The sequence below is a fragment of the Nocardia sp. NPDC055321 genome (genome assembly GCF_053645575.1).
The window spans coordinates 69,630-81,638 of the sequence record NZ_JBSHMS010000019.1 but is presented as its reverse complement, the minus strand read 5'-3'; the positions used below and the strand labels follow the sequence as shown (position 1 = coordinate 81,638).

Below are 12,009 nucleotides of genomic sequence, written 5' to 3'. Positions count from 1 at the left end.
GTTGTCGATGAGGATGTTCAGGCCGCGTCGCGCGCGTGCTTGCGCCGACGTCGCAGGGGTGCGTGCTGCGCGGTGTCGAGGCTGACGTTTAGTGCGGTCGCGACCTGCTTTCCGCTCCAACTGTTTTCGACCGCGTGATCGAGTACGGCGTTGCGTTCTGCTGGCTCGATCCGTCCGCGGTGCTCACCGCGCAGAATTCGCGCTACCAGCACGTGGTCAACCCCGCCGCGGCCTTGTGCCCCTGAGTCAGGGGGCGCGTCCGGGTGATCGATGTCGACGCCTTCCCATTGCAGTGGGGTCGCGAGGCCTCGCCCTCGGGCGCGCTTCTCGCCGTATCGGCTGGGGCCTGGTGTGCCTGAGAGAGATTCGTACAGGTCGCGGACCATCGCCCATGTCTCGTAGAGGACCCAGCGTCGGACGGTGTATTGGCTGAACTGGCCCCCGGTTACACCTACGTGGTTGCCGAGGTCGCTGAGGGTCCACCCGATCGCGAGGAGCGCTTGGATGCGTCTGCGGGTGCCGATGTTGGGCATTTTCATGCCCGATTGCGCGGGGTGGGGTACATGGGTGACGCTCATAATTCGCGCCGCGCATTGGATGGTGACCGTCTGGTGGATTCGGTGACGGATCTTCCAAACCGATTTCTGGTCCAGTCCGGCGACTGCAGCGATTGCGAAGTCGCTGAAGCCCCAGCGGTGGAGAGTGTCGGGTTCGTCGATCGGTACGAACATCGGGATGCCCCGGGCTGCACGGACCTTGGCGACTTTGGCAGCCTTGTAACGGCCGAGCCGCGGGATGGTAGACCGCCGTCTGCCTACGGTGGCTTGCCGCCATGGTGCACGCGGGTAAGCGGGTGCAACGGGCTGTCGTGTCGTGTCGTCGGTTGTCACTGCGCACCGCCGACCAGCGCTTCGTTGACTTTGCTCCAGGACATGCCGAGCCGGCGCGAGATCTGGTTCTTGGTCCAGCCGTGCTTCTTGTGCAGCGCGCGGGCGTAGACGGGTTTGTCGCGGGCGACGATCGCGACCGTGTCGTTGTGGACGAGGCGGTGAAGCATGACCTCGTCGGTCTCGGTCTCGGGCTGCGGGACGATCAGATGGAGTTGCTCGAGTTCGACTGCGAGGAGCCGGGTTTCGAGGACGGGGTGGATGAGTTGTGCGGTTCCGTCGTGGATGCGCAATAAGGTCGCGGAGGCCCATTGCAGGTGTTGTGCGAGCTTGTTGAAGGACACCTTCTCGGTCGCGATGATCGCTCGCAGGTGTTCGCGCGCGGGGCCGACTGGTTTGTAACCGGCGGCGATCTTGGTGCGGGCTGTAGGCGACAACTCTGCTGTGCTCATGCGGCTTCGGCTTTCGGTGAGTAGATAGGCCACGTGGTGGAGACGTCGCTGAACGGCTCACCTTTTCGGCGGAGGTAGTCGATGAAGCTGTAGGCGCGTTCGCGGTACCAGGAGGCTTGGGAATCCATGAGCTGGTCGGCGGTCAGCCCGGCGATGGCGGGGTACACGCGCGGCAGGCGCCACGCCAGGCGGGCCGCGGCGACAGCATCGCCTTCGGCGTCATGGGCGTTGTCGAGGCACGTGGATGTTGACCGGCTGCTCGACGGAACCTGCCGAGACGCTCTCGATGGTTACGGTGCGCGGGCCGGCGATCAGATCATCGGCTTGGATTTGATCGGATTTCGGCGCGAGCGTGTCTTCGATGTTCACAGCACCATGTCCATTTCCGGGAGAACTCGATCGGTCATCGGCAGGCCCTCGACGGCGGCGTTGTATCGCCGGATCATGTCGATGGCAGTGGTTTCGAAGGTTTCGACAGCGGCGAGGAGGGCGTCGAACCAGCGCTGGTCCGGGTACACGCGCGTGACCCACAGCGCCATGCCGCCTGAGAAGCTGATGTAGTCGATCCACTGGCGTCCGGTCACCAGCAGTCCGCATTGCAGCTGTGCCATGACTTCGGCTGGTGGTCGACCTGACAGGACGTGTTCGACGTGGATTTTCGGGCGCCGTGACTTGACTTCGATCAATCCGTCGGCGCCGACGAGTCCGTCTGGGGAGTAACCGATTTGGACGCCACCGTATTCGCGGACCATGAACCCGACTTCTTGGACGGGCGCGTAGTGCTCGCTGTATGTGTCGCGGGCGCGGGGCTCGTCCTCGATGCCCCGCATCATGTCGTCGCTCATGAACGTCGGGTCGGTCCAGCCGGTGATGCGTTCGGCGACGAGCAGTGCGGTGAGGCCGCGGCTGGTGTCGTTGTTGGCGGTCGCGAACACGGTGTCGTCGGCGTTGTTTCGGGCGACGTCGGCGCGCTCGGAGTGCAGGGTCTTGATCGCCGTGCCTGCGGTGACCTTGCTGCGGCACGGCAGGTTGGCGCCGGCGCCGCATGCGGGGCAGCCGTATTCGATTGCGGTCAGCGAACGGGTCGTGATCAGGTTGCCGATGGCGGAGGCGGTGACGATGCCGCGGCGCGCCGCATGCCATTCGTCTGCGCCCTGGAGCAGGTCCAGGTAGACGGTGAGGCGGGAATCGGCCCAGTCAGAGCCGCCGTGGAGGGTGGATGGAAGTCGTTGGCACAGAGCACGGCTTCTCACAGGAGGCTCCAGTCCAGCAGCCATGCGACGGTGCCGAGGAGGGCTCCGAATCCGATGATGCTGAGTTCGGCGGCGATGGCGTAGGCGAGTCCGCGGAATGCGTTGTCGCGGTGTGGATGTTCGGGTTGTGCGGTGGGTGCAGTAGCATCGGGTATGGGCATGCCACGGTTCCTTTCGCTTGGGTTTGGTCGTGGCTGCTCGGCCCGTCTTCCATGCCAGTGGAGGGCGGGCGTCTCTCGTTTTCCAGCAGGCCAGAGAGCTAGGTGGAGAGTGAGGCAGCGCGAGTGCTTGTAGTGCGTACGAGTTGTTGTAGTGTGTACACTACACACTACGCCTGCGAGTGATGACTACGCAACCTTGTCGAGACCGAATCCGCAGGAAAGCGTCACAAAGACGGACAGAGCCGTCACGACCTGCATGAAGGCGCAAGTGAGGCGCGGCGGCGCGCCCGGAGCGCCCACTAGACAGTGTGTTATCCATGCGTCACCCGATAGGCTTAGGCCACCAGAGAGCTAGGCCTTGAACCAGGGCCGGGCCGAACACGAAAGGGTGTCCGGTGACGCCGACTAGTACCAAAGCCGAAGCCGCGCAGGAGTGGGGTCGCTATATAGCCCTGCTCATGGAGCTTCACAAAATGAGCAACGCCCAGCTCGCGGAAGCGCTGGGCGTTGCCAGGTCCACCCCTGGCCTGTGGCTCAAGGACGGCGCGACGAGCATCCCGGATCGGGACTCGATTCGCAACGTCGCGAAGGTCTTCAATCGGCCGATCTCAGAAGTTCTCACTCGGGCCGGCTATGCCACCGAGGAGGAATTGCGTTACAGCGCACCGCCGGTCGATGCGGGCAAGCTGACCAATGCACAGCTCCTGGCCGAACTGAGCAGCCGACTCCCCGACGATCCAGTCGATGCTCCCCAGGATGCCGATCCCGCCGACGCTCCCCCGAAAGTCGTGAAAGCGAGGCGGGTGGCAACCGGCCGTCGCTGACGGTTCAGCAGTCGACACCGCGGAAAGGCGTGGTCTGCGGACTCGTGCTCAGCTCGCGATCCCTGACGTGCACGTCGTTGTAGTGTGCGCGAAACTGGCGGTCCTGCCAGCCGGCGAAGGTCCGGGCGGTACGTATCGCCCAGATCGTGCGAGCCAGGGGGTCGCCGACGCTCGCCCGAATGTGCAGGGCGTGCTCGTAGAAGGTGCCGTGGTGTCGGCTCACGCCGCGCCACCAGCCTTCGGGGTGGCGCCCGTGGGGGCGTTTTTCCCAGGCTGCCCAGCCTGCTCCGCGAAGGGCATTTTCTTCGTAGTCTTCGAGGTCTTCGTAGGGGAAGAGCTGGATTGCGCCGTCGACTGCCCATACGACGACGCGACCAATTTCCTTCCACAGCCCGGTCTTGTCCGGCCAGTAACAGGCCGTACCTCGTGGTGGGAGCATGGTGATCCCGAGTGCGTGCAGGTCCTGCACGTGGGCTTCATCGCCTGCAATGCCGCTGAAGTAGACATCGCAGTAGTCGGGTTTCGCCATCCTTTTCCCCTTTATGGACATGTGTGATCGCGGCACCGCCCCGGGCTCACTCAGGAGGGTGTCATCACTGGTTTGTGGGGCAGGATCTCCGGTAGGCCGGCAATGAGCCCCGATAGCTGGCCGTTGTTTGCCCTGCAGGCCGGCCGATGTCACCCCGTTCGCCGCGCACAGTCGGCTGCGTCGCGCAGCAACCCGCTCGCGCGTCTCAAGAGGCACGAATCGGGAGGCGCCAGACCCTCCCCGAGCTGCACGGACACATCCGTATCGACCCGCAATACGGAGCGACTTGGCCCCTCGACAGAAGCCGGAGCAACAACCCGACCATCCGATGCACGCGGCATGCCCGAATGTCGCAGCGACGTTCAGGCACACTCCCGCATCGGTCAGCGGGTCACGAATGTTGCACCCCATTCTCGAAGGCTGGAGCCGGCGCCCCGGATGCACTAGCAATCGGATAGCTCAGCGTTTCCGCGCAATCCTCTAAAATCTTCTGAGGGTACGGGGTGCGAATGCTTCCAGATGGTTCACAAAGGAAGCAATCGGCAGGCAATCACAGGCGTGGATTCACACATCGCACCGAATCGTTATCCACGTCCGGGCGGTTCCGAAAATGGCTCGATAGAACGAAGGAAGCGGGTGCGTATGCGCAATGTGCGTATACGCAAATAACGGCACCGGGTGCACTATTGCCCGCGCGAACCTCTCGGAGCAACGACCCTACAACCCCGGCGACCAGCCCATCGTGCACACATCAATGTAGTTTATACGCTACAGTGAGTGCGTGCAGCTCCGCGACGCACCGGGAGACCGGGTGCATGCCCTCAAGTGAGCCAGATGCCAATCCAGCGGTCTGACAGCAGGAGAAACGATGAACCATCGCCAAGTCGCCCCAGGCGCAGTCTGGCTGACGCGAGCACAGCTCGCCGCACGAACAGGCTTCTCGGAGAAGACACTTCGCAACTGGGCTTCGACCACACCACGAATCGGGCCGCCCTTCAGCCGGTTCGGTGGACGGGTTCGCTACCGGCTCGTCGACGTCATCGCGTGGGAAGGCGGCCGGCTGACGAGCCCGCAACAGGTGGCGTGAGACATGAACGAACCAGGCGAGCTGCCGGACAAGGACGACCTGATACCTGTCCGAAACCCGAAGGGTGGCTGGATGCTCGATCGCGTCCGCCACCGCGCGCTGACAGGCGAGGAAGTACGCACGTCCGCGAAGGGCCGCACGAAGAAGTAGTGCGTCGACGAGTGGATGCGCCGCTTCGAGATCAACATCCGCAAGAACACCAAACGCAAGCGCACCAGCCGTCGCGTCCAGTTCTCCCCCACCGATTCGATGAGTCTGGTCTTCGCTGAGCTCGACAAGCAGTGGAAGGCGCGTGTCGAGGCTGGCACCATGTCGCGGGACTCCTACGACAACAACTATCGGATGATCTATGAGTCCACGAACAGGGTGCGGCACAACCCGAATCCGGACGCGTTCAAGCTCGAAACCGAGATGGGGAACCTGTCGATCGCCGAGTCCGCCGACGTCGCCGATATCACCGACTATCTCGACGAGGTAGCCGAGTCGGCGCCGACGCGAGCCGAGAAACACTATCAGCTGCTCTGCCAGGCGTACCGGCTCGCGATCCAGGGCCGCGGTATCACCGCGGCGAACAATCCGATGCCGCACGTTCCGCGGCCCACCCTCAGAGCCACGGTTCCGCGGCCGATGGACAAGCCGGCGCAGTGTGCGATGTTCGAGCAGATCCTCAGGACGCCGGCGAACACTTCCTATTTGCCGATTCTGTACCTGCTGCTTCTGGGCACGGGAGTTCGCCCTGGCGAGGCGTTGGCGGTCAGGTGGTCCGATCTCAGCGTTCACACCCTTGATGACGAGTCGACCAGGACCGTGCTGTATGTAGCGGCCACGGTGTGCTGGCATCCGGGTGTCGAGCCGTACCGGCACGAGGATCGCAAGTCCGGCAATCCCTATCGGGTCGCGTTGCCCGCGTGGTTGGCCACGGAGTTGGAGGCGGAGAAGCGCCGAGTGAAGCCTGCGTCGTTGGATCTGCCGATCGTTCAAGGCTCGAAGGCGTGGGTGAGTGTGCCGACGGCGCGGCAGTTGGCGTTCCGGGTGCGCCGGGGTGGGCCAGTGCCGGGGTTCCGGTTGTCGGATCTGCGGGACACGGTCGCGACCCATGTGGCGGTGGTGACCGAGGACGATGAGCGGGTGAGTGCGCAGTTGGGGCGCACCGAGGGCAAACTGTCGATGGCGCAGCGACACTACATCGATCATGGTCGCAAGCGGATGACGGTGGTGGATAACGCGGATGAGCTGGAGGCGTTGAATCCGCAGATTCCGGGAGAGAGTTGGGAATCGAGCGGAGATTAGTCCGGTTTCAGAGGCGCTATAGGGCTCTGACCTGCGCGTGTTTTCGCAGGTTAGCGTATCGACAATCCGATACGCATAGCCGGGACATTACTCACCATGCGATTCCCGGTTCACATCGGCCGGGGCTGCCGGAGTCGGGGCCGATGTCGCGAACCGGTACCGTGAGCGGCGACAACGTGCGTGTCTCGCGCGCGAAACACCCGCCATCCCAAGGGAGGTCATTCCTCATGACGCAGGACGCCACGCAGGCCGGCACCGGCTTCGGTGATTCGACATTGCAGGCCTACCTGGAGGACTTGGCCGCGAAGGTGCCCGCACCCGGCGGCGGCGCGGTCGCTGCGCTGCACGCCGCCCAGGGCGCCGCCCTGGTGGCCATGGTCGCGCGCTACACCACCCGCGCCAAGGACGCCGACAACCGCCCGGTCGTCGACCGCATCATCGCCGCCGCCGACACCGCCCGCGAACGCGCGCTCGCATTGGCCGACGCGGACGCCGCCGCCTTCACCGCGGTCGGAAACGCCTACAAGCTGGCGAAGGAGTCCGAGGCGGACAAGGCCAGCCGCGCCGAGGCCATCACCGCCGCGCTGCTCGAGGCCGCACGCGTCCCGGCCGCGGTGGTCGCCGCTGCTGACGAGGTCGTCTCCCTGGCCACCGAGCTGCTGCCGATCGGCAACCCCAACGTGGTCACCGACATCGGCGCGGCCGCCGACGCCGCCCGCGCCGCCGCGGCCAGCTCCCAGCTGAACATCGCGATCAACGTGGCCTCCCTGGACGGGGTCGCGGGCGCCGAGTTCGCGCCGGTGCTGAAGCAGATCGACGAGGTCATCGCCCGCGCTGACGCCCTGCACAACGACGTGGTCGCGGCCATCACGGGCTGAGGATCGCGCGCCGTCACCGAGAGCCCCGTCCCGACCCGGACGGGGCTCTCGCGCGTTCGGGACAGGCCCGCGAATTTCACCGGCGCCGTCACCTCGGCCGACGCGAGGTCGCCGGCTCTCGCGACGATCCGGGCTGTGCGCGACCACGACTCTCGCACGGCCGCAGAGGCCGAGCACGGGCGGGCACTGTCACGGGCACGGCCGGGGCACGGCAGGAACGACACACGGGTCGGATTCCGGGGCAGGCCCGACCGCAGCGGCTACCCGATCGAAGCGGCCGGGGATCCCGGCGCCGAGCGCGGCAGTGGCGTTGACACGGTGTGAATTCCGTGTGGCGCACGCGGGTCGCCACGCCGGGCGCGGGTGGGCGGGAAATCGGCACATTCGTCCCAATACCCCTCGTCAGAGTGGGGAATCACTACTAGAGCAGCGGGTTTTCGTCCATCGTCCACGCCGATGCGTAGGTCACGAAGCGGGAACGTTTCCGTACGGCGAGGGCGAATCGGTCATAGGCTGAGCGTCCAGGACCACACCCCTGTGCGAAGGGATGGAACCATGCGGAACGCGATTCGTCTCATGTTCGTCGCAACCGTAGTGGCGGCGGCCGCCGCGTTCGGGTCCGGAGCCGCAGGGGCAGTGCTGATATCGGCACCCGATCTCCCGGCGGTGCAGGCGATTACGCCGGGGCCCGGTCAGACAGTGGGAATTGCCGCACCCGTGAACGTGCGGTTCGCCGAACCCGTGAAAGATCGCGCCCGCGCCGAGCGGGCAGTGAACATTCGCGCCGGCACCACCTTGGCGGGCAACTTCTCCTGGGTAGACGACCGACAGCTGCAATGGACGTCGGCCGGATACCTGCCCACCTCATCGCCGATCACGGTGTCGGTGGGGCGCCTGCACACCCAATTCGAAACCAACGGCGGCGTGAGCGCCGATGCCGACATGTCGGCGCACACCTTCACCGTCTTCATCGGCGGCGTCCCGGTGCGCACCATGCCCGCCTCCATGGGCAAACCCGGCTGGGAGACCCCGGTCGGCACGTTCCCGGTGCTCGAGCGCTTCCGCTCGGTGACCTTCGACTCGCGCACCATCGGCATTCCGCTCAATTCCGCTGAGGGGTACCTGATCGAGGGCGAGTTCGCCGAAAGGCTCACCTGGGGTGGTGTTTTCGTCCACTCCGCGCCCTGGTCGGTGGATTCACAGGGCTACGCCAACGTGAGCCACGGCTGTATCAACCTGGCGCCCGGTGACGCCGAGTGGTTCTACAACAACGTCGGTATCGGCGATCCGGTGACCGTGCACTGGTAAGGGGCGCACTCCGGAAGACACAGCGACGGTGCGGGATTCGCGAGAATCCCGCACCGTTCGGCGTGTACGGGCGGAGTGCCCGTCGTCGACCTGGGGCCGCCGGGCACGAGACTCAGGCGTTCGCGTTCTCCGCCGCCTGCACCACGTGGCGCATGAGCAGCGCGGTGGTGACCGGGCCGACACCGCCCGGAACCGGGCTCAGCGCACCGGCTTTGCCGAGCACCGACTCCGCGTTCACATCACCGGTGATGTTGCCGTTCTCGTCCTCGTTGGTGCCCACGTCGATGACCGTCGCGCCCGCGCGCACGTGATCGGCGGTGATCAGGCCCGCGCGGCCGACCGCGGCGACCACGATGTCGGCGGCCGAGGTGATGGCGGGCAGGTCGCGGGTGCGCGAGTGGGCGACGGTGACCGTCGCGTTCTCGGCCAGCAGCAGCTGGGCGAGCGGCTTGCCGACCACGTTCGAGCGGCCGACGACCGCGACATGCGTTCCCTCCAGGGCGATTCCGTGGAACTTGGCCAGTTCCACCACGGCCTCGGAGGTGGCGGGCGGGAAGCCGGGCAGGCCGGAGGCGAGCAGGCCGAGCGAGAGCGGGCTGACCCCGTCCACATCCTTGGCCGCGGCGATGGACAGGCTCACATCGTCCAGGCCGACGCCCTTGGGCAGCGGGGTCTGCAGCATGATCGCGTCCACCGTGGCGTCGGCGGAGAGTTCGGCGAGCTTGGCGCGAATTTCCTCGCCCGTGGCCTCGACACCGAGATCCACGTTCTCGCAGACGATTCCGTTGCGTTCGGCGGCGCGGTTGAGCGACTTCACGTACCAGGCGCTGGCCGGATCGTCATTGGCGATCACCAGGGCCAGGCGCGGAGCGGATCCGGTCGCGGCGCGCGCGGCGGCGCGCTGTTTGGTGTCGGCGTTGATGGCGGCGGCGAGTTCCTTGCCGATGAGCGAAGTCGTGTCCACGGAACAACACCTTAACCCGCCCGCCGACACGGGCCGCACGCGCCTTTGGGCGACTCGAGTTGATTTCCGCGCGCCTGCGCGCGTTGCCGGTAACAGGTCCGCTCAAACCTGCAATTTCTCTATGGCAAATCCCCGACAACGGCCCGCGCCAGCCGTATCGTGTCCCAATCGGAACCGAGCCACTATTCAGCAAAGGTACGAACCGCTCGGAAAGCATGCGTGACCGTCTCTCGGAAAGGTCGACAGCAGTGCAGATCGCCAGGCGTATCCCCACCCTGCTCGTAGCGGCGGCCGCCGCCCTGACCCTGTTCGCACCCGGCACCGCGTACGCGGACCCGGGGCACCTCTACAACTCGGCACAGGACAACTTCCTCGACGGTGACGACGCCGCGGGTCTGGCGGATCTGCGGCAGTTGCTCGCCGAATCCCCCGATGACGCGCACGCGCTGTCGCTGCAGGCCATCTGGTCGGACTACGCCGGGGATCTGATCACCCGCGAAGTCGCGCTGAACCGGCTGACCGCCATCGACCCGGAGCTGGCCGGGCGGACCCGCCACGTCTTCCACGCGATCGGCTCGGCCGTGGGCACGCTGCCCAATCCGATTCCGGCCATCGCCGGACCGGGCACCGGCATCGCGGTGCTGGGCTACGGGCTGCTGCCGGACGGCAGCATGCGCCCGGAACTGGTGAACCGCATGCAGGCCGCGTGGTTGCAGGCCATCGCCTCGCCGATGTCGCCGATCCTGGTGACCGGCGGCAACCCGCAGAACGGGATCACCGAGGCCGCCGCCATGGAGGGCTGGCTGATCGGGCGCGGCATTCCGGCGAGCCGGATCCTGACCGATCACCGGGCGGGCTCGACCGTGCAGAACGCGCTCTACGGTGCGGCGATGCTGCGTGAGGCGGGCGCGACCAGCGCCATCGTGGTGACCTCCCCCAACCACATTCGCCGCGCGGTGGCCGATTTCATCGTCGCCGGGATCCCGGTCGTCGGCGCGACCACCTCGCTCGAGCAGCTGGTCTCCCAGCTGCCCCCGCCCGCGCGCAGCAGCCAGCGCGGAATCTACCTCGATGTCACCCGGACGATGCGCCTGCCCTCCGAGCGCTGAGTCTTCGTTCCGCCCGCCGGGCCCGCGTCGATTCGACGCGGGCCCGGCGTCGATAATGGCCCGGTGACCGCGCCCGACCTCGACACCCTGGTCCACCGCCTGCGCGCGGCCGGATGCGTCTTCGCCGAAGACGAGGCCGCCCTCCTGCTGGAAGCGGCGACCGACCCCGCCCACCTGGAAACCCTTGTCGCCCAACGCGTAGCGGGCTCACCCCTCGAACATCTGCTCGGCTGGACCGAGTTCCGCGGCCTGCGCGTAGCGGTCGGCCCCGAGGTGTTCGTGCCTCGGCAGCGCACGGCGTTCCTGGTGGAGGAAGCGGTGGCGTTGGCTCGGGAACTGGTCGAGAAATGGAGCCGGGAGACTCCCTCCGAACCCGCACGGCCCACCCTGCAGGATTGGGTGGACATGCAGATCGAGATGGGCCGACCCGCCGACGAGATCGTGCGGGACGAGGATCTGATTCCGGCATTGTGTCTGTTCGGCCGAGGCCCGCGTATCGATCCCGTCGTCGTCGATATGTGCTGCGGCAGTGGCGCGTTGGGCCTGTCGCTGGCGGTCGATCTCGCCGCGCATGGTATCCGAGCGAAGTTGACCGCTTCCGACATAGAGCCCCACGCCGTCGACTACGCCCGCCGAAATCTCGCCCCGTACGACTTCCCCGTCTACCGAGGCGACCTGTTCGAGCCCCTGCCCGCAGCCCTGGCGGGCCACATCCACATCCTCCTGGCCAACACCCCCTACGTCCCCTCCGCCGAGATCGCGACGATGCCCCCCGAGGCCCGCGACCACGAGCCCCGCGTAACCCTCGACGGCGGCCCCGACGGCCTCGACCTGCTGCGCCGCATCGCCGCGCAGGCCCCCCGCTGGCTCGCCCCCGGCGGCCACCTCCTGGTCGAGGAGTCCGAGGCCCAGGCCGAGCCCGCCGCCGCGATCATGCGCGCCGCCGGCCTGACCGCCCGCGTCGCCGAGGACGAGGAACGCGGCGCGACCGTCGTGATCGGCACCCGCCCGGCCTGATCAGCGGGCAGCGGTGAAGGGCTGCGGCTGGATCGGCCTCCGACGCGGGCGGCCAATGACCAGCTCAGGCTGCGGCACCGCCGATCCGGATCCAGAACGGCCGCCGCCGCGGCACGTTGCGAGCGGACACCGCAACTTCACTAGCCACTCGATTGCTGTTCACCACCTGCCGAGGGGAATTCGCTCCGACCGGGCAGGGTGGGCAGGAGTGGCGGGGCGGGTGGGAGAGTGGGCGGGGAGGTAGCTTGGG

The 12,009-nt window shown here is 66.7% G+C and carries 16 protein-coding genes; 8 read left to right on the top strand and 8 right to left on the bottom strand.

Annotated elements, in window-relative coordinates:
- Positions 1-17 precede the first annotated feature (17 nt).
- The 6 genes from ACWIGI_RS28535 to ACWIGI_RS28510 all read right to left on the bottom strand — a co-directional run bounded on the left by ACWIGI_RS28535 (position 18) and on the right by ACWIGI_RS28510 (position 2,753).
- Positions 18-731, bottom strand: coding sequence for a hypothetical protein (locus tag ACWIGI_RS28535; RefSeq protein ID WP_454205574.1), 714 nt, complete (start codon positions 729-731; stop codon positions 18-20).
- Between the two features lie 155 nt (positions 732-886).
- Positions 887-1,372 (bottom strand): hypothetical protein, encoded by a 486-nt coding sequence (locus tag ACWIGI_RS28530; protein ID WP_454205573.1) that lies wholly within the window; start codon positions 1,370-1,372, stop codon positions 887-889.
- The gene (locus ACWIGI_RS28525) at positions 1,336-1,506 is read right to left on the bottom strand and encodes a hypothetical protein (RefSeq protein WP_454205572.1); all 171 of its coding nucleotides are present in this window, start codon (positions 1,504-1,506) and stop codon (positions 1,336-1,338) included. The genes ACWIGI_RS28530 and ACWIGI_RS28525 overlap by 37 nt, the downstream gene beginning before the upstream one ends.
- Positions 1,507-1,558: 52 nt before the next feature.
- Positions 1,559-1,708 (bottom strand): hypothetical protein, encoded by a 150-nt coding sequence (locus tag ACWIGI_RS28520; protein ID WP_454205571.1) that lies wholly within the window; start codon positions 1,706-1,708, stop codon positions 1,559-1,561.
- Positions 1,705-2,592 carry a YqaJ viral recombinase family protein gene (locus ACWIGI_RS28515; protein WP_454205570.1) on the bottom strand — a complete coding sequence of 296 codons (888 nt, stop codon included), beginning with the start codon at positions 2,590-2,592 and terminating at the stop codon, positions 1,705-1,707. The genes ACWIGI_RS28520 and ACWIGI_RS28515 overlap by 4 nt, the downstream gene beginning before the upstream one ends.
- Positions 2,589-2,753: a hypothetical protein gene (locus ACWIGI_RS28510; protein WP_454205569.1), complete on the bottom strand. Its 165-nt coding sequence runs from the start codon at positions 2,751-2,753 to the stop codon at positions 2,589-2,591. Before ACWIGI_RS28510 ends, ACWIGI_RS28515 begins: the two co-directional genes overlap by 4 nt.
- Positions 2,754-3,226: 473 nt before the next feature.
- On the opposite strand from ACWIGI_RS28510, the gene ACWIGI_RS28505 reads away from it, so the two are divergent.
- Positions 3,227-3,577, top strand: coding sequence for a hypothetical protein (locus ACWIGI_RS28505; protein WP_454205568.1), 351 nt, complete (start codon positions 3,227-3,229; stop codon positions 3,575-3,577).
- Positions 3,578-3,581: 4 nt separating this feature from the next.
- Here the strand turns inward: ACWIGI_RS28505 and ACWIGI_RS28500 are convergent, their stop codons facing one another.
- A complete protein-coding gene (locus tag ACWIGI_RS28500; protein WP_454205567.1) occupies positions 3,582-4,106 on the bottom strand; it encodes a hypothetical protein in 525 nt (174 codons plus the stop codon).
- A gap of 868 nt (positions 4,107-4,974) precedes the next feature.
- Here ACWIGI_RS28500 and ACWIGI_RS28495 point away from each other — a divergent pair.
- From ACWIGI_RS28495 to ACWIGI_RS28475, 5 genes are all read left to right on the top strand, one after another.
- Positions 4,975-5,193 (top strand): helix-turn-helix transcriptional regulator, encoded by a 219-nt coding sequence (locus ACWIGI_RS28495; protein ID WP_454205566.1) that lies wholly within the window; start codon positions 4,975-4,977, stop codon positions 5,191-5,193.
- Positions 5,194-5,196: 3 nt separating this feature from the next.
- Complete coding sequence (locus tag ACWIGI_RS28490; protein ID WP_454205565.1) at positions 5,197-5,343, top strand: hypothetical protein; 147 nt, start codon at positions 5,197-5,199, stop codon at positions 5,341-5,343.
- Positions 5,344-5,358: 15 nt separating this feature from the next.
- Positions 5,359-6,483, top strand: a complete 1,125-nt coding sequence (locus ACWIGI_RS28485; protein WP_454205564.1) for a hypothetical protein — start codon at positions 5,359-5,361, stop codon at positions 6,481-6,483.
- A gap of 227 nt (positions 6,484-6,710) precedes the next feature.
- Positions 6,711-7,361, top strand: coding sequence for a cyclodeaminase/cyclohydrolase family protein (locus tag ACWIGI_RS28480; protein ID WP_454205563.1), 651 nt, complete (start codon positions 6,711-6,713; stop codon positions 7,359-7,361).
- A gap of 555 nt (positions 7,362-7,916) precedes the next feature.
- A complete protein-coding gene (locus tag ACWIGI_RS28475) occupies positions 7,917-8,669 on the top strand; it encodes a L,D-transpeptidase (RefSeq protein WP_454205562.1) in 753 nt (250 codons plus the stop codon).
- A gap of 112 nt (positions 8,670-8,781) precedes the next feature.
- Here ACWIGI_RS28475 and ACWIGI_RS28470 read toward each other — a convergent pair whose 3' ends face one another.
- Complete coding sequence (locus ACWIGI_RS28470) at positions 8,782-9,633, bottom strand: bifunctional 5,10-methylenetetrahydrofolate dehydrogenase/5,10-methenyltetrahydrofolate cyclohydrolase (protein WP_454205561.1); 852 nt, start codon at positions 9,631-9,633, stop codon at positions 8,782-8,784.
- Between the two features lie 248 nt (positions 9,634-9,881).
- On the opposite strand from ACWIGI_RS28470, the gene ACWIGI_RS28465 reads away from it, so the two are divergent.
- A complete protein-coding gene (locus tag ACWIGI_RS28465; protein WP_454205560.1) occupies positions 9,882-10,742 on the top strand; it encodes an ElyC/SanA/YdcF family protein in 861 nt (286 codons plus the stop codon).
- A 63-nt stretch (positions 10,743-10,805) separates the two neighbouring features.
- Positions 10,806-11,759: a putative protein N(5)-glutamine methyltransferase gene (locus tag ACWIGI_RS28460; RefSeq protein WP_454205559.1), complete on the top strand. Its 954-nt coding sequence runs from the start codon at positions 10,806-10,808 to the stop codon at positions 11,757-11,759.
- Positions 11,760-12,009 lie beyond the last annotated feature (250 nt).